The organism is Pseudoalteromonas sp. SCSIO 43201 (genome assembly GCF_023716725.1).
Taxonomy (GTDB): domain Bacteria; phylum Pseudomonadota; class Gammaproteobacteria; order Enterobacterales; family Alteromonadaceae; genus Pseudoalteromonas; species Pseudoalteromonas peptidolytica.
The window spans coordinates 3,175,299-3,195,725 of record NZ_CP072683.1; the positions used below are offsets into that span (position 1 = coordinate 3,175,299).

At 41.9% G+C, this 20,427-nt stretch carries 21 protein-coding genes; 7 read left to right on the forward strand and 14 right to left on the reverse strand.

From position 1 onward, the window contains the following. The first annotated feature begins 52 nt into the window (after nt 1–52). From J8Z24_RS13690 to J8Z24_RS13700, 3 genes are all read left to right on the forward strand, one after another. Nucleotides 53–451, forward strand: a complete 399-nt coding sequence (locus J8Z24_RS13690; protein WP_125253261.1) for a DUF2721 domain-containing protein — start codon at nt 53–55, stop codon at nt 449–451. A 58-nt stretch (nt 452–509) separates the two neighbouring features. After that, nucleotides 510–2,033, forward strand: a complete 1,524-nt coding sequence (locus tag J8Z24_RS13695; protein ID WP_176033527.1) for a DUF3369 domain-containing protein — start codon at nt 510–512, stop codon at nt 2,031–2,033. A gap of 108 nt (nt 2,034–2,141) precedes the next feature. Then, nucleotides 2,142–3,044: a LysR family transcriptional regulator gene (locus J8Z24_RS13700; RefSeq protein WP_128730016.1), complete on the forward strand. Its 903-nt coding sequence runs from the start codon at nt 2,142–2,144 to the stop codon at nt 3,042–3,044. A 334-nt stretch (nt 3,045–3,378) separates the two neighbouring features. On the opposite strand, the gene ubiA is transcribed toward J8Z24_RS13700, so the two are convergent. Both ubiA and J8Z24_RS13710 read right to left on the reverse strand, forming a co-directional pair. Then, the gene (ubiA, locus tag J8Z24_RS13705) at nt 3,379–4,242 is read right to left on the reverse strand and encodes a 4-hydroxybenzoate octaprenyltransferase (RefSeq protein ID WP_252094866.1); all 864 of its coding nucleotides are present in this window, start codon (nt 4,240–4,242) and stop codon (nt 3,379–3,381) included. Further along, nucleotides 4,235–4,759 carry a chorismate--pyruvate lyase family protein gene (locus tag J8Z24_RS13710; RefSeq protein ID WP_241651564.1) on the reverse strand — a complete coding sequence of 175 codons (525 nt, stop codon included), beginning with the start codon at nt 4,757–4,759 and terminating at the stop codon, nt 4,235–4,237. Before J8Z24_RS13710 ends, ubiA begins: the two co-directional genes overlap by 8 nt. Before the next feature lie 157 nt (nt 4,760–4,916). On the opposite strand from J8Z24_RS13710, the gene J8Z24_RS13715 reads away from it, so the two are divergent. Then, nucleotides 4,917–5,312: a flagellar basal body-associated protein FliL gene (locus J8Z24_RS13715; RefSeq protein WP_128730013.1), complete on the forward strand. Its 396-nt coding sequence runs from the start codon at nt 4,917–4,919 to the stop codon at nt 5,310–5,312. 260 nt (nt 5,313–5,572) lie between these two features. On the opposite strand, the gene glpG is transcribed toward J8Z24_RS13715, so the two are convergent. The 6 genes from glpG to J8Z24_RS13745 all read right to left on the reverse strand — a co-directional run bounded on the left by glpG (nt 5,573) and on the right by J8Z24_RS13745 (nt 10,923). Beyond that, nucleotides 5,573–6,397, reverse strand: a complete 825-nt coding sequence (glpG, locus tag J8Z24_RS13720) for a rhomboid family intramembrane serine protease GlpG (RefSeq protein ID WP_176033528.1) — start codon at nt 6,395–6,397, stop codon at nt 5,573–5,575. Further along, nucleotides 6,394–6,711 (reverse strand): thiosulfate sulfurtransferase GlpE, encoded by a 318-nt coding sequence (glpE, locus tag J8Z24_RS13725; protein WP_125253268.1) that lies wholly within the window; start codon nt 6,709–6,711, stop codon nt 6,394–6,396. Before glpE ends, glpG begins: the two co-directional genes overlap by 4 nt. 111 nt (nt 6,712–6,822) lie before the next feature. Beyond that, complete coding sequence (tdh, locus tag J8Z24_RS13730) at nt 6,823–7,848, reverse strand: L-threonine 3-dehydrogenase (RefSeq protein WP_125253269.1); 1,026 nt, start codon at nt 7,846–7,848, stop codon at nt 6,823–6,825. A gap of 44 nt (nt 7,849–7,892) precedes the next feature. Next, nucleotides 7,893–9,089, reverse strand: coding sequence for a glycine C-acetyltransferase (locus J8Z24_RS13735; RefSeq protein WP_147390361.1), 1,197 nt, complete (start codon nt 9,087–9,089; stop codon nt 7,893–7,895). A gap of 221 nt (nt 9,090–9,310) precedes the next feature. Then, nucleotides 9,311–9,862, reverse strand: coding sequence for a D-glycero-beta-D-manno-heptose 1,7-bisphosphate 7-phosphatase (gmhB, locus tag J8Z24_RS13740; RefSeq protein WP_128730004.1), 552 nt, complete (start codon nt 9,860–9,862; stop codon nt 9,311–9,313). Further along, entirely contained in the window at nt 9,862–10,923 is a 1,062-nt protein-coding gene (locus J8Z24_RS13745) for a glycosyltransferase family 9 protein (protein WP_147390360.1), read from the reverse strand. Before J8Z24_RS13745 ends, gmhB begins: the two co-directional genes overlap by 1 nt. 108 nt (nt 10,924–11,031) lie before the next feature. Here J8Z24_RS13745 and J8Z24_RS13750 point away from each other — a divergent pair, with 108 nt between their 5' ends. Further along, nucleotides 11,032–11,745, forward strand: coding sequence for a 3-deoxy-D-manno-octulosonic acid kinase (locus tag J8Z24_RS13750; RefSeq protein ID WP_147390359.1), 714 nt, complete (start codon nt 11,032–11,034; stop codon nt 11,743–11,745). Here the strand turns inward: J8Z24_RS13750 and hldE are convergent. From hldE to J8Z24_RS13765, 3 genes are read right to left on the reverse strand one after another with little or no spacing between them, the layout of a single operon-like run. After that, complete coding sequence (gene hldE / locus J8Z24_RS13755) at nt 11,742–13,190, reverse strand: bifunctional D-glycero-beta-D-manno-heptose-7-phosphate kinase/D-glycero-beta-D-manno-heptose 1-phosphate adenylyltransferase HldE (RefSeq protein ID WP_147390358.1); 1,449 nt, start codon at nt 13,188–13,190, stop codon at nt 11,742–11,744. The two genes, J8Z24_RS13750 and hldE, sit on opposite strands and share 4 nt — an antisense overlap. Next, nucleotides 13,187–13,783 carry an SIS domain-containing protein gene (locus tag J8Z24_RS13760; RefSeq protein WP_128729999.1) on the reverse strand — a complete coding sequence of 199 codons (597 nt, stop codon included), beginning with the start codon at nt 13,781–13,783 and terminating at the stop codon, nt 13,187–13,189. Before J8Z24_RS13760 ends, hldE begins: the two co-directional genes overlap by 4 nt. A gap of 39 nt (nt 13,784–13,822) precedes the next feature. Beyond that, on the reverse strand, nt 13,823–15,268 hold the full coding sequence (locus J8Z24_RS13765) for a capsule assembly Wzi family protein (protein WP_176033529.1): 1,446 nt from the start codon (nt 15,266–15,268) through the stop codon (nt 13,823–13,825). A gap of 147 nt (nt 15,269–15,415) precedes the next feature. On the opposite strand from J8Z24_RS13765, the gene waaA reads away from it, so the two are divergent. Together waaA and J8Z24_RS13775 are read left to right on the forward strand one after the other, a co-directional pair. Next, nucleotides 15,416–16,684: a lipid IV(A) 3-deoxy-D-manno-octulosonic acid transferase gene (gene waaA / locus J8Z24_RS13770; protein ID WP_176033540.1), complete on the forward strand. Its 1,269-nt coding sequence runs from the start codon at nt 15,416–15,418 to the stop codon at nt 16,682–16,684. Between the two features lie 3 nt (nt 16,685–16,687). Continuing rightward, nucleotides 16,688–17,230 carry a DUF1415 domain-containing protein gene (locus tag J8Z24_RS13775; protein WP_176033530.1) on the forward strand — a complete coding sequence of 181 codons (543 nt, stop codon included), beginning with the start codon at nt 16,688–16,690 and terminating at the stop codon, nt 17,228–17,230. 67 nt (nt 17,231–17,297) lie between these two features. Here the strand turns inward: J8Z24_RS13775 and J8Z24_RS13780 are convergent, their stop codons facing one another. Genes J8Z24_RS13780 through J8Z24_RS13790 form a run of 3 tightly spaced genes read right to left on the reverse strand, consistent with a single transcriptional unit; the run spans nt 17,298 to nt 20,363 of the window. After that, complete coding sequence (locus tag J8Z24_RS13780) at nt 17,298–17,618, reverse strand: YdbL family probable chaperone protein (protein ID WP_125253278.1); 321 nt, start codon at nt 17,616–17,618, stop codon at nt 17,298–17,300. Between the two features lie 9 nt (nt 17,619–17,627). Continuing rightward, nucleotides 17,628–17,807 (reverse strand): YnbE family lipoprotein, encoded by a 180-nt coding sequence (locus J8Z24_RS13785; RefSeq protein WP_010374602.1) that lies wholly within the window; start codon nt 17,805–17,807, stop codon nt 17,628–17,630. Nucleotides 17,808–17,810: 3 nt separating this feature from the next. Next, a complete protein-coding gene (locus tag J8Z24_RS13790) occupies nt 17,811–20,363 on the reverse strand; it encodes an intermembrane phospholipid transport protein YdbH family protein (RefSeq protein ID WP_176033531.1) in 2,553 nt (850 codons plus the stop codon). Nucleotides 20,364–20,427: the final 64 nt, after the last annotated feature.

Here is a 20,427-nt window from a genome sequence, read left to right on the forward strand (position 1 = left end):
TAGCTTATTATCATCACACTTAGTTACTCTGTTATTCAAAATTAGTACTATTATGACGTTAACCACACCTGGCTTGTTATTTCCGGCCATTTCACTACTACTGCTTGCTTACACCAACCGGTTTTTAGTACTAGCACAGCTTATTAGAGAATTAAATGCCAGAGAAGGCGATACCATAAGACCCTTAGTAAAAGCACAAATTGAAAATTTAAGAAAACGAATAAGACTGATAAGACGCATGCAAGTTTGGGGAGTAATTGCATTTTTATTATGTACACTATCAATGTTTGCGCTATTTCTTGAGGTGTCTTTACTGGGCGTCACGCTATTTGGAGCAAGCCTTTGCAGTTTAACGCTATCGCTTTTGTTATCTCTATATGAGATCCATATCTCGTGCGATGCAATAGAATTAGAATTGCGAAATATCGAGAAAAAGCCACAACAAGATTAGCACCATCAATACTGCCGACTATACTAACGTTGAGTCAGCATAAAAAGAGGAGCAATCTGTGAGCGGATTTTTGTTCTCAGATGAAGTGCCAGAAAGCCCTACAAACAATATCGTCGATACCTATTGGGATATACTCGTGGTAGATGATGAAGAGGATATTCATCAAGTCACAAAGTTAGTATTATCTGGCTTTAAATTTGAAGATAAAGCACTTCGTTTTCATCACGCTTACTCTGCACAAGAAGCAAAAGAAATTTTGGCATCACAACAAAACATTTCAGTAGGGCTGATAGATGTTGTGATGGAAAGCAACCATGCCGGGTTAGACCTGATCAGGTATATCCGTAATGACTTAGAGAACTTTGATATCCGACTCGTTTTACGGACGGGGCAACCTGGCGAAGCACCTGAAGAGTCAGTGATCCGAGATTATGATATTAATGACTACAAAAATAAAACCGAGCTAACTGCTGTTAAGTTAAAAACACTACTTTATTCTGCTTTAAGAGCACATAGGGATATTCAAACTATAGAAAAGCATAAAATGGGACTTGAACGCATTATTGATGCGTCATCCAATTTTTTACAGTGTAGCAATATTCAAGATTTTGCATCAACCATATTATCTCATGTATCCGCAGTAATGGGATTATCAGACTCAGAAATTTATTGTGCCGCAGCCGTTAACCACCAAGCGAATGCCCCGACAAAATTTAAGTTATTGGCCGCGTCCGGTGAGGGGGTTGAACCACACAATGGATCAATACCTGATAATGTACAAAAGCTCTTTGTAAAAATACATAACAACAAAACTTCACTCAAAACGCGTAATGAATATATAGGTTACTTTCCCTCTCAAGAGGGTAACGAAACAATGATTTATGTGAGTAAAGAAAGTGACTTACATACAATGGACTTTCAGTTACTAGAGTTCTTTGCTAACAATATCGCACTGGCTTACGACAATCTGAAATTGCGCGAGACCGTTAAAGATTCTCAAAAAGAGCTTTCTTATATTCTTGGCGAAGCAGTGGAAAAGCGCTCTAAGGAAACCGGCTCACATGTCAAACGAGTCGCACATTATAGTATGTTGTTGGGGCAGCTATATGGGCTCTCTCATTACCACGCTGAAATCATTAAACTCGCCTCTCCCCTACATGACATTGGTAAAATTAGCATACCTGATCACATACTCAATAAACCTGGAAAGCTTACCGATGAAGAATGGTTAATAATGCAGACCCACGCCCAGCAAGGCTACGAAATCTTGAAAAATTCAACAAATGAGATTTTGCAATGTGGTGCACTAATTGCACATCAGCATCACGAAAAATGGGATGGTTCTGGGTACCCACAAGGGCTAAAAGGTGAACAAATTAACATTGTTGGCAGGATCACGGCATTGGCTGATGTGTTTGATGCATTGGGCAGCGAACGCTGCTACAAGCCAGCTTGGCCGCTCGAGAAAATAATTGAGTTAGTCAACAATGAAAAAGGAAAACAATTTGATCCCAAGTTGGTTGACCTTTTTCTAAATAATCTGGAACAATTTATTGAGATACGTGATAGGTATCCTGACTAACTTTGTAATCAGAATGTAAAAACTTCACTTTCCTTTTCCCGTTTTGTGTATTATTATTGGGAAAAGACGTAATAAATGTGTTTTAGTTGAAATTAAAAGGAATTTCACATGAGATTTGAACAACTCGAGCAGTTCGTTGCATTAGGCAATTTAAGACATTTTAGACAAGCTGCGGAACAAACCCAGATCAGTACCTCAGCCTTAACGAGGAGCATCCAAACTCTTGAAGATGAGATAGGGTGTGAACTTGTGAAGCGCTCCACTCGCTCCGTCAAGTTGACCGAACAAGGTGAACTCTTCTTAAAATATTGTAAAACGACGCTTTCAGAATTGGAGTTGACCAAGAAAACGATTAAGCAAAGTTTATTTGGTCGTGACAACCAAAAGTTAATTATTGGTTACACAAACCAAGCAAGCAGTATTGTCCCGGTTTCTTGTGGTCAGTTTCTAGCGCAATACCCTAATGTCAAAATTGAAATGCAATTGCAAGACGAGCTAGAACTCACTCGTAAGCTACAACTTGGTGAAATTGACATCAGTGTATACCTTCAAAGCGCTAACAGCATCGTGAGTGACATACATTTACCAGATCAGTTAGTTCTATTTGTTTCTAGAAGTCATCCACTTGCTAATCAAGATAGTATTCGTAAAGCAGAGTTAACTCAGTATCCAATGTACGGCTGTTTTTCTCAGTCGAAACAAGTACAAAGCATGCTAAATGAAGCTGTTGAGTCGCTGAATAAATCGACTGGGGTGAAAATAGGTAGTATTGAGCAAGTTATTGCTGGCCTGAAAACAAGCAATAGTTTCGCTATCGCGAGTATTGAACATTCAAAATCGATAGCACAAGACCCAAATCTAGTGTTACTGAAGACAAATAAGGCATTAGATAGGGAGCAATTGATCGTACAAACTAATCACCAAATTGGTACCAACGATCATATTAATCATTTGCTTGAATTGATTGAAGATGCTGCATCCTCAAAGAGTAAGCAAACAATCACTTACTAATAAGTATTTAATCTTAAACTTGAATAAGAGGTGGCTAGCTTGTTTTTAAGTCCATCTTGGATGATTTCTCAATCTATAGCTGTCACGCGATAGACGCGCATTACCTATCCATATTTCAAGTTTTTTAATCTAATGAATACTTGAGCTAGGGTGAGCCAAATTACTTTGTTTAAAGCTCGCCCTTAATTGCCCTTTGTATAGGTTAAGCGTGTTTAAGAAACCACCTCCCCCACTTTATGCTTTCAAAGAGCCAACGCCCTACCCGCCAAAACTGACAGAGAAAAGATAGCCATTAGTAAAAACCTACCTTCCACTGCTCACTCATATTAGCGCTCTACAGTGGCATAAAACCAAAGACGACACCTGCAAAAATAGCTAATCCAACATAGTTGTTATTAAGAAAGGCCCAAAAACACGCATCACGCTCTCGATTTCTTATCACATATAGCTGCCTAATTAGCAACGCGATAGCAACGCTTAAACCAAGCCAAAATAAGTAATTCAATTCATATGCGTAACCAATCGCAGCCATTATTGCTATAAAAAGTACGTTTAACATAGCAATGATATGTCTGTCCCATTGACCAAATAGAATAGCTGTAGACTTAACGCCAATTTTTACATCATCATCCCTATCTACCATTGCATACATAGTGTCATACGCGACAGTCCAAATTAGGTTAGCAGCGAAAAGTATCCAAGCAAGCACAGGGACGTGCTCATTAGCAGCCATGAAGGTCATTGGGATCCCCCAACTAAATGCAGCACCGAGAACAAATTGTGGCAAATTTGTATAGCGCTTCATCAGCGGATAAACCGACGCTAATGCTAAGGCACCCAAAGATAGCGCGACCGTTTGCCAATTAAGCAATAAAACAAGTGCAAAAGCTAACACAATCAATACAAAAAATAGTGATAACGCTTCTTTACTTGTGACAGCGCCTGTTGCAAGCGGTCTTTGTGACGTCCGCTTGACCGCACCATCCACCTTGCGATCCGCAAAGTCATTAATCACGCAACCGGCGCTACGCATGATAAAAACGCCGAGTGCAAAAGTCACAATTAAAGACAGCGTAGGAACACCTTCGGCAGCAAACCATAACGACCATAATGTTGGCCATAGTAAAAGGAGCGTACCAATGGGTTTATCCAAGCGCATTAGCTGGCTGTACGCTTGCCACTTTTGTTTATTAATCATAAAAACTTTCCGATATAAACACTTCGCAAACTAGAATTTTGGCGTTGCCATTTTTAAACCAGCTCTTTCTGGCAAAAAGCTCGGTTGGGGAAGAGAGCGAAGCTCCCATTAAGCCAGCCAGTGATAAATACTCAGATGCTCTAAGTCGTATGTATTCAAGTTCACCTCTGTGCCAGTTTAAGTCCGAGAAAAGGATTTCTCCCAACGGGGTATCTCCTATCAGGTGGACGCCAGTATTACAAGCTTGTTCGTTAAGCCAACTTTGACCATATATTGCCGCTCTACCGTTGCAATTAAGTGTGACTTCACGGCACCAAGCGACGCTTGAAAGATCAGCTTTCAACGTATCTGGCACATCTTTTAATTCATCACTCAAAACTGAAACAGAAAAGCTATCACAGCTACTTTTTAGCTTTGCAGTAAGCGAATGGGTTTCATATAAGTAAGGTGCCAATGCAGCCTCTACATTCACTAACTGAGTATTTTTATGCCAAGGAAGTTCTAAAGGTAATTGCAAAAGCAATGTTCTATATCCATTTTAAAAATTCGCCGCCATCATAGCAGAGCGAGCGCTATCTAAAAAGTTTATGTTTGTGTACAAGCCAGCTGTAAAAGCAACGCAATTATGTATAAACTAAGTAAAAAGTAATTTGCACTAGGATACCTAACCAAATATGAGATTGTTAGCTGTTGTACTTACTGTATGCTTAGCACTATCTGCGGCTTTCCCCGCTAAAGCGGACTCGAATATTGGGTATTTTGGGTTTGAGCCAGATATTATTACTAACTATATCGGCCAATCTAATAAGAAGCTGGGCTATGTTCGTGTTACAGTGGATCTGATGCTGAATGATGTGTCGAATATTGCAGTTGTTGAGCACCACACCCCCCTACTCAGAGATGCAATAGTTCAAATATTAAGTAAAGAGAATGAAGAAACGGTCAAATCATTAACAGGTCGAGAAGAAATCAGAAAGCGTTGTGCCGAAAAGTTAAAAACCCTATTAAAAGAAGAAACTGGACAAGAAATTGTCCGTGATGTGCTATTTACTAAGTACTTGTATCACTGATTTTAATACCAATTTGCTTACTTAAGTGGTCTATTTTGAGGCGGGAAAATCTTGTCGATAACTAGGCAAAAATTTAGTTGTCCTAAATGTGAAATTTTTAACACTGTTAGCGTCAGATTTACTCCTCTAAATTGAGCAAGTATTAAGTCAAATTGGTATAAGCTACAAAGTCAATAAGGAAGCGTCGGCATTAACGCTTCCATGTAAGACACGCTCAATGCTATTACATGCCCCTCATAACACAAGAAGACCGCACCTTTTTATGCTTCCCTTTTATCTTGATTATTCGGCCAGCACGCGGCAATAAACATACCTGATAACAAACCAAACAAATGAGCCCAATTAGCCATACTAATGAAAAATGTATCGGTGAAGCCAAACAACATCCACAGCAGCATAAAACCAACAATTGGTTTGGATACTAATGGTAGTTGTTGCGGGTTTTTATGACCAATAATCCAGCAAAAGCCTAGTAACCCATAAACCACACCACTTAAACCACCAAAGTTAGCATCTACAAATACAAACTGCATAAAGTTACTGGTAGTACCTGTCACAAAATAAATACAGATTAAAGACCAAAGTCCAAAACGTTTGCTAACTTGAGCGCCAAGGTGTAACCACCAGCTTAAATTAAAAATGAGATGTATTGCACTAAAGTGGATCAGCGTAGGAGTTATCCAAGCCCATGGTTTATCCAAAGAAAAGCGAAATAATGAAAAGATATGGTTAGCATCACCAAACAGCATAGTGATGAACACTATGATACTGACAGCAAATACCCCTTGAAGTAACCAGTTCAGAGTTAAAAAACGCTGGACTAGGTTAAGCTTTTGTCCTTGATAATTAAATAGCCCTGCAGTACTGCCCGTTTGCCAAGACGCGGCTTGATACCGTTTAGCCTCAGGGTTGGCTATAAATTGCTGCCATAAATATATCGCTTGCTGCTCATCGCCACGCTCAAGCCACACTTCAACTTGTTGCCCATCATGACTACGTAAAATACACTCAATCCCCTGAGTCTTTATATAGTCAACAGCCCCTTGAGCAAGTCGAGGGTTGTGATAATGGGCAATTAATTTCACTTTTCGATCTCGTTAGGCAGTTCACTTGCCCACTGTGTGAAGCCACCGTCCATGCTATAGACTTCCTCAAAACCTTGTTCTACCAAATAGTTTGCAGCGCCTTGTGATGAAATGCCATGGTAACAAACCACTATTATTGGCTGATCGAACTCTTTTTCCTGCATAAAGTGTGCAAGGTTGGCATTTGATAAATGCTCAGAGCCAGGAATATGCCCCTGAGTAAAAGTGTTTTCATCGCGTATATCTGCAATAACCACTTCTTCATTACTTAAGAGTGCATGTGTGTCTGCTACTGAAATATGTTTAAAGGACATGTGCTACCTATTTTAATACCTAAAAAGTAAAAGACGACTAAACCCAATGTGGGCTTAGCCGTCTTTGTATTATAACTGCTCATTGATGCTGGGAGCAAAGGTCAACAGACCCTAATCCCAGTTCAAAATAACTTTACCCGATTGGCCAGAAATCATCGTATCAAAGCCTGTTTGGTATTCATCAATGTGGAATTGATGTGTGATAATTGGGTCAAGGTTCAAGCCAGATTGGATCAAACTTGCCATTTTATACCAAGTTTCGAACATTTCACGACCATAGATACCCTTGATAACCAAGCCTTTGAAAATCACTTGATTCCAATCTACAGCCATATCCGAAGGTGGAATACCTAACATGGCAATTTTACCACCGTGGTTCATGCTATTTAGCATACCTTTAAAAGCAGAAGGCACCCCCGACATTTCAAGACCCACATCAAAGCCCTCGGTCATACCAAGGTCTTTCATTACTGTCTCTAAGCTTTCATTGGCAACATTTACTGCCCTTGTCGCTCCCATCTTAGTTGCAAGCTCAAGGCGGTATTCGTTTACATCGGTGATCACCACATGACGCGCGCCAACATGTTTAGCAACCGCGGCGGCCATAATTCCTATTGGGCCAGCACCTGTAATTAATACGTCTTCACCCACTAAGTCAAATGACAATGCCGTGTGTACTGCATTACCGAATGGGTCAAAGATAGACGCTAGCTCGTCAGAGATATTGTCTGGGATTTTAAACGCATTATAAGCAGGAATAACGAGATACTCCGCAAATGACCCTTCGCGGTTTACGCCTACCCCAATAGTATTTCGGCATAGGTGTACACGTCCTGCACGACAGTTGCGACAATGGCCACAGGTAATATGGCCTTCGCCAGATACCCGGTCGCCAATGCTAAAACCTCGCACTTCTTGTCCCATATCGACGACTTCACCAACATATTCATGACCAACTACCATTGGAGTTGGAATCGTATTTTGCGCCCACTCATCCCACTTATAGATGTGTACATCGGTACCACAAATGGCCGTTTTACGGATTTTGATCAAAAGATCATTGTGCCCAACTTCTGGTTTTGGCACATCCGTCATCCAAATTCCTTCTTCTGCTTTCAACTTGGATAATGCTTTCATAGTATTCGCTCGTTAGCTGCCCCAATTAAAAACTGGGTGCAAAATTAAATTACGCCTAAGTCTTTACCGATACGGGTGAAGGCTTCGATTGCTTTGTTTAGCTGCTCAGTGGTGTGTGCAGCTGAAATTTGTGTACGGATCCTTGCCTGACCTTTAGGTACTACTGGATACGAAAACCCGATAACATAAATACCTTCATTTAATAATCTGTCAGCCATTTCTGACGCTACTTTTGCATCTCCTAGCATAACTGGAATAATGGCATGATCCTTACCTGCACAAGTGAACCCAGCAGCTTCCATTTTGGTGCGGAAGTAAGCGGCATTATCCCAGAGTTTAGCACGCAGAGCGTCGCCCTCTTTCATCATATCTAATACTTTGATTGAAGCGGTAACGATTGAAGGAGCTAAAGAGTTTGAGAATAAATAAGGACGTGAGCGTTGACGTAGCCACTCTACGATTTCTTTTTTACCTGAGGTGTAACCGCCAGACGCGCCACCAAGCGCTTTACCAAGTGTTCCAGTAATAATATCTACTCGGTCTAGAACACCACAGTACTCAGGAGTACCACGACCATTTTCACCTACAAAACCGACAGCATGCGAGTCATCAACCATCACAAGTGCATTGTATTTATCAGCTAAGTCACAAACAGCTTCTAAATCACAGATAACCCCATCCATTGAAAAAACACCATCTGTCGCGATGAGTTTCGTTTTTGCACCAGCAGCATCCGCAGCAATAAGTTGCTGCTCTAAATCTGCCATATCATTATTAGCGTAGCGGAAGCGTTTAGCTTTACAAAGGCGAACACCATCAATGATTGAGGCATGATTCAGTGAATCTGAAATAATAGCGTCTTCAGGGCCTAAGATGGTTTCAAATAAACCCGCATTGGCGTCAAAACATGAAGAATAAAGGATCGTGTCTTCTGTTTTTAGAAATTCGCTGATCTTCGCTTCAAGCGTTTTATGAATATCTTGTGTACCACAGATAAAGCGCACAGAAGCAACACCAAAACCATGATCTTCTAGGCCGTGTTGTGCCGCTTTGATAAGCTCTGGGTGGTTAGCTAGGCCAAGGTAATTATTTGCACAAAAGTTAATAACACTTTCGCCTGTAGATACCGCGATCTCAGCTTGTTGCTGTGAAGTAATAACACGCTCTTTTTTATATAATCCTTCAGCTTTTACTTCTTCAATTTGTTGCTGAAGCTGGCTGTAGAAGGCCGATGCTCTCATCTGGGAGTCTCCATTATTTGCACGGTGATAGTCAATTGTATACTGCTTGTACAGAATAGTGCTTAACTATCAGAAATTTACGCTTGAATGCTGTTATTAACGCCTTCAAGTTTTTGGCAAGCAGCAGCCAGTGTATGGCAGCTACTCAAAAGATACCTGTATTTTAAAAGGTTCACACAATAAATGCACGATTTGCGACGGTTAGCAGCAAAGTTTCTTTACTATAAGATAGATAATGCTTGCGGCACTGATCCCAACGATTTGCACACATAATCAGCTAACTGTTTTTGCGTATCAGTGAAGCGCTGTCCTGATTCGACTAACACTGTGGTAGCCAGCCCAGCAGCATGGGCAGCTTGAATATCTGAAACTTTATCTCCTACCATGATACTTTGTGCTGGATCTAAATTATGCTCTGCAATCGCTTGATGCAACATCCCAGGCTCTGGCTTCCTGCAACTACACTCAACGTTATAAGGTGCGTTGGCTTTCTCAGGGTGATGAGGGCAAAAGTACACCCCTGTGATTTCTATACCACGAGCCATAAATTGTGCACACATCCAATCACTTAATAGGTGAAACTGTGCTTCATCATAATAACCTCTGCCAATACCCGACTGGTTGGTCACTACTACGATTTTATAACCGGCTTGAACAAACTGTTTGCACGCATCGAATACTCCATCGATAAATTCAAAATCGGCGATTTGATGCACATACGCATGATCTTTGTTAATCACACCGTCTCTATCTAAAAAGATTGCTTTGTGCATTATGAATTAAGCTCCTGCTCTTTAACCACGCGGTCGAACATTGCGATAACGTCTGCCACTTCTATCTGCGACATTAACTCGCGCCCTTTTACACGAGTCCCCCAAGGTAATTCATCAGCAGTTTTCCCTTTTTGCGCCACTAAGTTTTTGTGATAAACCTCAACCACATAATCTTGGTACAAGTAAGGGCCTGTTCGCTTGGGGTTTGAATGTGCATACAAACCAATAACGGGAGTATTTACAGTCACAGCCATATGTGCAGGGCCTGTATCTGGCGCTAACACTACATCGGCTTGATCAAGTATACATAAGAGCGTTTTTAAGTCTGTTTTCCCAACAAGATTTAACAGTGCAGATTGAGTATGCTTTTGAATGTCAGCTGCTAAGTTCTGTTCCAGCTCGGTAGGCCCACCAGTTATAACGACGTTGAAGCCGCTTTTCATTGCATGATCTGCAAGCGCAGCATACCGTTCAGGTAACCAGTTGCGCTCGGCTTTACTCGCTGCAGGTGAAATAACAAAGATTTTCCCCTCTGGCAGTAATGCTTTGGCAGACGCTTTATGATCATCGGTGACAGGCATATTCCAGCTTGGTTTCGCGCACTCAGCACCGATTGCACGAGCAAAATTTTGAAAGCCCTCTAACACATGAGGCGACTGTTGTGCAGCGATACGTTTATTAATAAACAAACTATGAAGCTCTTTTGAGCGCCCCTTATCAAATCCAATTTTTTGCTTTGCAGGGATAACACGAGCAACGAGGTTCGCTCTTAATGCAACTTGCATATGTAGCAAAACATCAAATTTTTGTCCTTTAAACTTCGCTTTCAAAGCTTTGAGCGCAGCTTTCCCCTGTTTTTTGTCAAATACCACCAACTCAACACCAGGTAAACCGGCTAGCAACATGGCTTCTACCTTTCCTATTACCCAGGTAATTTTAGCCTGTGGGTGCGCTCGTTGAATTGCTTGCACCGCGCTAACAGCATGGCAAACATCACCAATCGCTGACAGTCGCAAAATACAAATAGAGGATAAGGAGTTGCTCAAAATATTTGCTCTCATGGAAAGTTATAGGCGCTTGATCTTAAATTAATCAAACAAGTTTGCAAGTTTCACTGACCGAGAAAAGTCGTTAGAATAAAACAATTAGTCACCAAGAACTCTGACACTGTGCAAATCTCTAAGCAATCACATTATTTTTTACTTACCCCCACTCACTCTGCGTTGACGGTGTCAGCAGAAATGTTTGAACCGGAATATTGGCAAAAAAATAATGCGATTGTCGGCTCTAAACAAGGTAGAGCGACCGCTTGGTTTGTAAAACTTCATGATAAGGTTGTCGTGCTCAAGCATTATTATCGTGGTGGCTTAATTGGTAAATTACTAAGCGACCAGTATTTGTTTTTTGGTTTGAAAGATACCCGAGTATATCAAGAGTTTGAATTACTTGAGCACCTAAAACAACAGGACTTACCTGTGCCCGCACCAATCGCAGCTAGAGTCTCAGCTAGGTTTGGTGTTTACCGTGGAGATATCATCACTGAAGCGGTAGAAGATGCGATTAGTGTTTGTGAAATTCTACAATCCCGCGCTCTTCAAAACATCGAATTAGAGAAAATAGGTCAAACAATCGCTAAATTTCATCAAGCAGGTGCGTACCATGATGATTTAAATATCAACAATATTTTGTTTAGCGGTGATGGCGAAGTCTTTCTCATTGACTTTGATAAAGGTAAAATTCTGGCACCGGCAACGCCATGGCAACAGGCAAATATCGAACGCTTGCAGCGCTCTTTTAAAAAAGAGGCCGGCAAATGGCCGACCTTTCATTTTGACGATAATCAGTGGCAAGCACTGCTTCAAGCGTACCGCACGTCAGTTTAACTTTTTTGCAGCTGTGCTTTTTTAATCACGTTCGAAGTCGAGCATCCATCCAGAAATGGCAACACCTCGACTTTACCGCCTTGATTAAGAACATGCCCAGCTCCTGCAATATCTTCTACTTTGTAATCACCCCCTTTGACTAAAATGTCGGGACTGATCATCTCTATGAGCTTAGCTGGCGTATCATTTTCTTCGATACTGCCAAATGGGATAACCCAATCTACCGAGGCGAGGGCTGACAGCACCATAGCGCGCTCCTGTAGCGGGTTTATTGGACGCTCAGGCCCTTTTAGACGAGCTATAGACTCATCGTTATTCAGACCGACAACCAATCTGTCACCCATTGCTTTTGCTTGTGCTAAGTAACGAACGTGTCCGGCATGGAGAATATCAAAGCAACCATTGGTGAAAACAATCGTTTCACCATTTTGTTTCGCAAAAGAAATATGCTTCAACACTTCCTCAAATGGTGTTTGGTAATGTTCGCCTGTTTCGCGTAGATATTGACCTAGCTTGCGGCTTAGCTCTTCTGGTGACACTGTCGCAGCCCCAAGCTTACTCACGGCAATCCCCGCTGCAATATTCGCCACTTCTACCGCATCTTTAGCTGGCATACCAGCCCCAAGCATAGTCGTGAGTGTGGCGATCACCGTGTCACCCGCGCCCGTTACATCACTTACTTCTTGCACTTGAGCTGGAAAGTCATGCTTCTGCGTTGCTGTGATCAAAGACATGCCCTGCTCTGAACGCGTCAGTAACATCGCACCAATCCCAGCCGTTTTAAGCAACTTACGGGCACTTGAGGTTAATGCATCTTCTGAGCTTGCATCGCCGCCAGCTAACTTAAATTCGTTTAAATTGGGTGTTATAAAGTCAGCGCCTTGATATAGGCTTAAGTCACTATTTTTGGGATCAATAAGCACAGTTTTACCTGCAGCTTTTGCTACTGCTATCATCTCTGAAATAGCGGATAATGCGCCTTTGTTATAATCACTGAACAGAACGAAGTCGTAGTTGTCGATTTCTTGTTTTAAGCGCGCAAGCAATAATTGGCTATGTGACAACTGAAAAGGTTCTTCCAAATCTAGTCTCACCACCTGTTGATGACGGCTAATCACGCGCATTTTGGCAATCGTTGGACACTCAATCACACTGACCAAACTCGATGCTATGTTGTCCTGTTTTAGAATAGCTTCTAGCGTCTTACCATTGTCATCTTCACCAATGAGTCCAAGTAATCCAACCTTGCCATCAAGGTGGGCGATATTTTTCGCAACGTTTGCAGCGCCGCCCGCCTTATCTTCCAACGCACTCACTTTAACCACCGGTACCGGTGCTTCAGGAGATATTCGGCCTGTATCTCCATGCCAATAACGGTCAAGCATCACATCGCCTACGACTAACACGCTGGCTTGGTTAAGTTGTTGTAGTGCCGCTAGGTTCATGCTTGTTGCTCCGCTTCAACTAGCATATCTACAGCTTCACACAGCCAATGACCAATGAACATATGTGCCTCTTGAATACGTGCAGTTTCATCATTAGTGATAATGATAGGTAACTTAGCGATATCCTTCACTTTGCCACCGGTTCGACCGGTTAGCGCAACAGTATAAGCACCTATATCATTGGCCGCTTGTAGCGCTAAATTAATATTTGGACTGGTGCCTGAAGTGGTTAAGCCAATCACCATATCTTCCGGCTTACACAATGCTTGTACCTGACGCTCAAATACCGAGTCAAAATGGTAGTCATTACTATGTGCGGTAAGAATAGACGTATCTGTAGTTAAGGCAATTGATGCTAAAGGTCCACGCTCAAGTTTATAACGCACGACAAACTCCGCCGCCAGGTGCTGTGCATCCGCAGCGCTACCACCATTACCAAACCATATAACCTTTCCTCCGGCTGCCAATGTACTCTGGCATGCTTCTAGTAATGCTATACATTCTTGATGGTAGTTAGCCATAGTTTCGAACACGTCGACATGACGCTGTAAACTCGCTAAGTAACTTTGTGCTACTCGTTCATTCAATGACATATTTTTTCCTAAACTCTTCTTTGCTCAGCCCGTGTATACCTACCAGTATACATGTACTGATAACCAAGTGTAATTCTCACCAAAGACATCTTTACCTAAGGTTAATTTGGTTTCGATTTGCTTATTGTATGCTTCACCGATGTGGGCAAGTTCTAGTTCATACCCTCGCTCATACTCAGCTCCTGTTTCACCTAGCTCATTAAAATAATTGCTTTCATTATCAATCACAGAAAGCTTAGCACGCCACAGTGAGCTATAGTCGGCTTGATAGGTACCTTCTAAAACATGAACTTGAGTGGGTGCACCATCATCAAACTGGCGATGATTACCTGCAAAGTGACCGACAACGAAACCATCAATACTATTTCCCTGTGTTTCGTATATTTCATTCACATACCATAGACTTTCCATGTCGGTATATTCATACCGTAACGAAGTGGTGGATGTTAGTTGTGGCAAATACACGCCAAAGCTAGTCGCAGTGTTACCAAATAAGTAGTTTTTGTGGTTGTTTGTATCCTCACCACCATACTCTAAATACCACTGCGCTCGCGTGCCATAATTGGTAGTAAAGCTTGTCGTAATTGTGGCCCACTGATCTCCAAGCTCATCGTCTTGTGTCAAATCATCGGTTTTATTATCACTTCCTGCTGGGTCTATATACGCTTTTATAAAATCCTTAAAGTCGACCTTTCTAGGGCCGCCACCAAATTGCAAAACACGATTTAGCCCTATTTTCCAACCATCAATCGGCTCTATACTAAAGTGAGTACCCGCTACTTTTGGCGTTCCATCATGCAAGGTACCTTGGTATTTAATCCCCTTATCGACACTTTCTAGTTCCGAGTAAAACAGCTCAAAATCAAAATTCCACCAATTTTTTATTGGTACAACCAGCCCTAGAGAGACTGACAGTGGTGGTTTTGCATTATTTGAGTAAACCTGTGCTGAGTGTTTAAATGGCGAGAACCAATGTTCTTTGTAACCTAAATTCAGTTGTAAGTTACCAAAAGACATACCGTAAAAAGTATTGTATGCCACCAGCTTGTTTGCTTCTGCTCGATACTCAGCGCCAATTTGCAAAATACTCGAGTCGCTTCCGCGCCAAACTCCAGCTATGCCTAGCTCAGCATATTCGCCACTCATGTTCCCTCTATCATTGGCAATTTGCTGCTCTTCACCACTATCTACTCGCAGTGTAATAGACTTTTGAGTGATCCCATCATCTTGCAGATACGGTGCAATACCTTGGCTAATACTGTGTTGTAAGGCCGGATCTATGTGCCTTAATTGCAGCAAATTCATCTGGATCTCACTAATGCGGTAAGGCTTTGCCATAGGTGTTCCTACCGTCATTGCAAACATTTTGTCTATTTGGTATTCCAAAAGTGGGTCTTGACCAATTGGCAAATAAGCCGTAGGACTTGCTACAACCAGACTTGAAGCAAATATCCCACAACAAGCAAGTACTTGAGCTAAATTCATTTTTGTCATTCCATTACATTTAATAGATTAAATATTACCAAACCAAAGGCACAGAGGCATCTGTTGAACTGTGTAAAATTGTGTTGTTCATTCTAATTTAGGTGAGAACAAGGTAAAATCATGATTTTACAAACTGAAGCGATTTTCATGGCGCGCCAATTTTACTCCCTACTGTTGCTTGTATTAGCACCTATTCTATTAAGTTATTTATATTTCATTCGGGGTAAAAAAAACCTTGGCTATCGCGCCAACTTTACCGAGCGTCTTGGCTGTGGCCTTACGAGCTTACCACCACACAGTATTGTGATCCATTGTGCCTCAGTTGGTGAAGTGCTTGCTGCAACCCCTCTCATCAAGTCAATATTGAAAACACGTGAGAATACACCTGTTATTATTACGTGTAATACACCAACAGGCAGAGCAGAGATTGTAAAAGCACTCAACAATATTGCTCAAGTACATACCTGCTATCTTCCTATTGACTTTGCCTTTGCCACGAGACGGTTTTTTTCAATTCTAAAACCCCAACTCCTGATTGTGATGGAAACTGAGCTGTGGCCAAATCTTTTTCACTACGCCAAACAAAGTCAATGTAAAACCTTGGTCGTCAATGCCAGACTCTCAGAAAAATCATACCAAGGTTATAAAAAGCATGCTTGGTTAACTAAAGGCCTGATAAATAACATAGACGGACTCGCAGCCCATAATGAAGAAGACGGCGAGCGTTTCATCAAACTCGGGCTTGTTCAATCTAAACTTCACATTACCGGCTCAATCAAGTTTGATATCTCAATCACTGAAGAAGAAATTACAAAAGCAAGACAGTTTCAAGCAAATTACCCCGAGCGAGTAATTTGGCTTGCAGGATCTACACACCCTAAGGAACATGAGCAAATTATTGCTGCACATCAGCGAGTATTAAAGCAAGTAAGTAATGCCTTACTTATTATCGCGCCTCGTCATCCCGAGCAGTTTCAAGCAGTTGCTGACCACCTCAGTGAGCAAGAGATCACTTTTACCAGAAAGAGCAGCGACAACATAAACACAGAAGCCTCGGTCTTGTTAGCGGATACTTTAGGAGAATTAAAGTGGCTATTTGGAAGTGCCGATATCGCCTACATTGGTGGTAGCTTGATTGAGCGCGGCGGTCATAACCCACTAGAAGCCGCGGCTCACGGTGTGCCTATTTTAACCGGCCCACATACCTATAATTTTGCGCATATATATCCTCAACTTATCGCGCAACAAGGTGCCATCGTAGTCGATGATGAGGACAAGCTTGCCGCTGAAATTATTACGCTATTTAAAGATAAATCGCTTCGAACGCAAACCGGTGCTAACGCTAAATCAGTACTAGTTGAAAATACCGGGGCTATTGCTAAAACCATGAAACTAATAAATAAGAGCTTGGAATAATTCATGAATACAGTCATCTCTACAATGCAAAACTGGGTTAGCCAAGTCATTGTGAAATACAACTTTTGTCCATTCGCTCGAAAAGAGGTAGAAAGTAATAGCATTCATTATTTCGTGTCTCAAGCGATAAGTTATGACGATGCCGTAATGGATATGCTAGAGCAGTGCTCAGAGTTAAACCACCATCCAGAGCGAGAAACAACGCTAGTTATATTTGATAAAGGTTTTAGTAATTTTGACGACTTTTTGGATCTCGTCGACCTTGCCAACGCGTTATTAGTCGCGCAAGGGTTTGAGGGGACTTATCAAATTGCAAACTTTCACCCAAATTATGTATTTGCTGATAGTGATGAAGATGATGCGGCAAATTACACGAACCGCGCACCATACCCAACACTTCACTTGATCCGCGAAGAGAGCATGGCTCAAGCATTAGCTGAATATGACGACCCTGAGCAGATCCCAGAAAATAATATTCGTCTGGCAAGGCGAAAAGGGGAAGCGTTCTGGCAGCATTTGCTTCAGCAATGCCACAAGGGTAAATAATCTAAGCTCCGGATAAATAGCCAAAAGGCTGGCAAAGTCAGCCTTTCCTTATGAGACTTTGGGAGAGTTACTTTTTCACCCAGCGGCCACTCACCTGAATATAGTGGCCCGATTGCGTTTTGTTATACGCTTTTTTAGCCGCTAGAGCCTCTACTTGCTCTAGGGTAATACCGTTCTTTTTCGCTAACTGTTGATATTTCTGTTTGCGCTTTTCATTCACTTCATTGACTAACTGCTGTACACCTTGGCCATTTTTTACCACACCAAGATAGCCTGATGTAGTTTCACCAACCAGACCCTGTGATTTAGCATCGTCAATAGAAATTGCGAATGCGGCGAAGCTCATACTGAGTCCAATAATTAGGGTAGAGATTGCTTTAAGCTTCATAAATCCTCCTTAGAATAGCTCACTGTCTTCGCTGAATAAGTTGTCGAGTTCTTTATCCACTTTCACACGGATCTCGTGATCGACTTTTACATTTAAGTTGATCGTTATGGGCTCTTTGGTTTCTACTTGCACCTTATGAGTACAAGCACTTAACACCAATAAAGCTGATATCACTAGCATCCATTTCATTCACTAACGCTCCTCTTTATTTAACGCATTTTCCACTTCGCGCGTGATCTCGTCGCTCAAGCGTAAGGCTCGTAATAAGGTAAACACATTTTCTGAGTGTGTATAGTTAAAGTTTACTGGTTGTTGTTGGCGTTTGTTAATTCCTGTAATTTTAACATCTAAATCCAACCAACCATCTTCACTTAAATTTACACCACTGTTCAACTGTTCAATCGTTAATTCGTCAAGTACACCTATCACCGTTTGTAAGCTGGGCTGCTGTGCTTTTAACGCATTAATTGACGCATTATTTTCAACCTTTAATAGCCCCTCACTAACATTATGAATATGACCAGAATCAATGCGTACCCCAGATGAAGAAACTTGTACTGGTAGCTTGCCCGAGATCAGCCCTCTGAGCTCAACACCAGCATCATGTCCAGAGGCGGCAATAAGGTCTAAACTCAGTTTATCTAACGATACCTGAACCTCCTGCGGCGTTGGTATAAGCTTAACTTCTTCAATGTTGATGCTACCGGCAAAAACTTGTGCACCAATATCTTTGAGTTTTACTATGCCAGCTTCACTGAGAAGTTGAGCTTGTATTGCTTGGACAATAACCCCAGCTCTCAACTCTTCAACACTCAGTGTGGTTGGTTTGAGTTGAATATTAGCTGAACCTAATTGGGCGGAGACATCAACCGCTGCATTTTGAATAAGCCGCTCATTAAATAACGCAGAGCCGTTTTGAATGCCACTATCTAAGGTAAATATGCGCGTGGATAAATCCCCTTCGAGTACTGCATAGAAGTTTCCATTCGTCATCTTTAATTCGGGTAAAAGGGCATCAATGTATGGCTGAAGCTGAGTGAGTTGCTGCGTGGGCACATGTAATTGTGCTGGATGTTTTAAGTTTGAGTATTGATGCTCAAACAACGCCTTTACACCATCAATATTAATCACATGTGACGCCATTAATCCGCGACTTTGCTGCCCTTTACTTTCAATGCTCACATTTTTCAAATTAAGATCAGCTAAGTTAACCTCTGCTACCTTAGTATTGCCCGACAAGGTTGAAAAGATCTCACCTGTCGCGACCGAGCCTTGCCAACGGAGTGTCTGCACTAACTCATTCAGTTTGTAATTCTGCTGTTGTATCTGTGCACTCATTAAGTTGAGGTTGATATCAAAATCGTGTGTAGGCTCTAACACCACTCGCCCGCTCAACGTGCTCTGCTCTGCAGTTACATTTTCGACATTCAGGTTTTGCAGTGTTGAATCAAGCGTTATCGCAAAACTCATTCCCTCAGGTAAGACTCTGTGTAGACGATGTTCACTTTTGAGTTTTGGCACATCTAGCTGCGCATGTAAATCAAGCTTCAGAGATGGATTATCAATCATTAAACCTGATGTCGACAACTGGGTTGAGAATATAGTCGGCTGAGCTTCAACTTTAATTAGCTCGGTTGGATCACCCGATATTTTGAAGCGGCTATTGAGCTCAAGGTTCTCAGCAATAACACCTTGCAGTGTAAGCTTTTGAAGGTCACTTGTGATTTCCCCGCTCATATCAACAAAATTTGGCCGCGCACTAAACGCTCCAGCCAGTGTATGCGCGCCCCACTTTTCATCGGCAAATTCAAGGCGAATATCACCATTGACGAAAGGCTCAGTTAAGTCGAATGCCAACTCGTTAACTTCAAGCTGTAACGACTTATCTTCCCCTATTACTTCGAGCGAACCTGTCGAGGCTGCTTTCGCAGAAATAATAATTTCACTCGGTAAACGAAGCTGCCAAGTACTAGGTAGCAGTTTGCGATATTCAGAATCAAAGCAATCAAGCGTTGATTTCGCTGAGATAGGCTCGGCAAGTGCTATCTTCCCCTGCTGGCTGGTTAAATCATACCGCCCTGACACAGCGCCAATATACGCAGCACTACCTTTACACTCAGCCTGTTCAAGCGCTAGTAAAGTCTCAAGCTCCATCTTTGCATCCAGAGCCACGCCATTGAATACAAGTTGGCTAGCTCCTGAAAGGGCTTGGATCTGAGGAGGTAGCAAAGTTCTAAGATACTCGCCACTTAGCTCAACATTTGCGGCAATACGCTCTGGCTGTAACGTAACTTCTGCAACGATGTCACCTGATACTACAAATTGATTCAGCTCGGTCTCTGAAATCGACACGATTAATGGCTTTGGTAATGGCTCACCAAATATGGATAGTTTGGCAACACGTATTTTGGGTCTGGCGATATCGAGTGGCAAAGCAAGGCGCTGTGGTTGAGCTGCATCTAACTTTTTGGGCGGAAGCAGTTGTATGTCAGCTTTTTCAATATTGACTTGCTGCATGCTTAGTTGCGCATCAAAAAGCTGGGCATTAAACGTCTCTGTCTGCACACACGCTTTTGTAATATGGATACGATTGAAGCCCGATAAGCGCCAGTCAAGACAGCTGATCTGAACTTCATTATCAGGCATAAAGTGTTTTATAGCCCAGAGCGACAAAGGAACTCTGGCAAGGTAAACACCCACTAAAACACTGAGTATCAACACTAAGCTCCAAAGCCACTTTTTCATTCGTATCCCTAAAATATAATTGCTATTTTCCTTTCAGTTTACCCGATAGAAAATTATCGAGCCA

Bases quoted from the DNA above. Each gene is read 5' to 3' on its own strand.
- J8Z24_RS13780 (WP_125253278.1), bottom strand. From the start codon at position 17,618: ATGAAGCTTAAAGCAATCTCTACCCTAATTATTGGACTCAGTATGAGC.
- J8Z24_RS13775 (WP_176033530.1), top strand. From the start codon at position 16,688: ATGAATACAGTCATCTCTACAATGCAAAACTGGGTTAGCCAAGTCATT.
- J8Z24_RS13690 (WP_125253261.1), top strand. From the start codon at position 53: ATGACGTTAACCACACCTGGCTTGTTATTTCCGGCCATTTCACTACTA.
- J8Z24_RS13735 (WP_147390361.1), bottom strand. From the start codon at position 9,089: ATGAGAGCATCGGCCTTCTACAGCCAGCTTCAGCAACAAATTGAAGAA.
- hldE (WP_147390358.1), bottom strand. From the start codon at position 13,190: ATGAACCTAGCGGCACTACAACAACTTAACCAAGCCAGCGTGTTAGTC.
- glpE (WP_125253268.1), bottom strand. From the start codon at position 6,711: ATGTCCTTTAAACATATTTCAGTAGCAGACACACATGCACTCTTAAGT.
- J8Z24_RS13785 (WP_010374602.1), bottom strand. From the start codon at position 17,807: ATGAAATGGATGCTAGTGATATCAGCTTTATTGGTGTTAAGTGCTTGT.
- ubiA (WP_252094866.1), bottom strand. From the start codon at position 4,242: ATGATTAATAAACAAAAGTGGCAAGCGTACAGCCAGCTAATGCGCTTG.
- J8Z24_RS13715 (WP_128730013.1), top strand. From the start codon at position 4,917: ATGAGATTGTTAGCTGTTGTACTTACTGTATGCTTAGCACTATCTGCG.
- J8Z24_RS13700 (WP_128730016.1), top strand. From the start codon at position 2,142: ATGAGATTTGAACAACTCGAGCAGTTCGTTGCATTAGGCAATTTAAGA.
- J8Z24_RS13760 (WP_128729999.1), bottom strand. From the start codon at position 13,783: ATGTCATTGAATGAACGAGTAGCACAAAGTTACTTAGCGAGTTTACAG.
- J8Z24_RS13790 (WP_176033531.1), bottom strand. From the start codon at position 20,363: ATGAAAAAGTGGCTTTGGAGCTTAGTGTTGATACTCAGTGTTTTAGTG.
- J8Z24_RS13745 (WP_147390360.1), bottom strand. From the start codon at position 10,923: ATGAGAGCAAATATTTTGAGCAACTCCTTATCCTCTATTTGTATTTTG.
- waaA (WP_176033540.1), top strand. From the start codon at position 15,416: ATGGCGCGCCAATTTTACTCCCTACTGTTGCTTGTATTAGCACCTATT.
- gmhB (WP_128730004.1), bottom strand. From the start codon at position 9,862: ATGCACAAAGCAATCTTTTTAGATAGAGACGGTGTGATTAACAAAGAT.
- tdh (WP_125253269.1), bottom strand. From the start codon at position 7,848: ATGAAAGCATTATCCAAGTTGAAAGCAGAAGAAGGAATTTGGATGACG.
- J8Z24_RS13765 (WP_176033529.1), bottom strand. From the start codon at position 15,268: ATGAATTTAGCTCAAGTACTTGCTTGTTGTGGGATATTTGCTTCAAGT.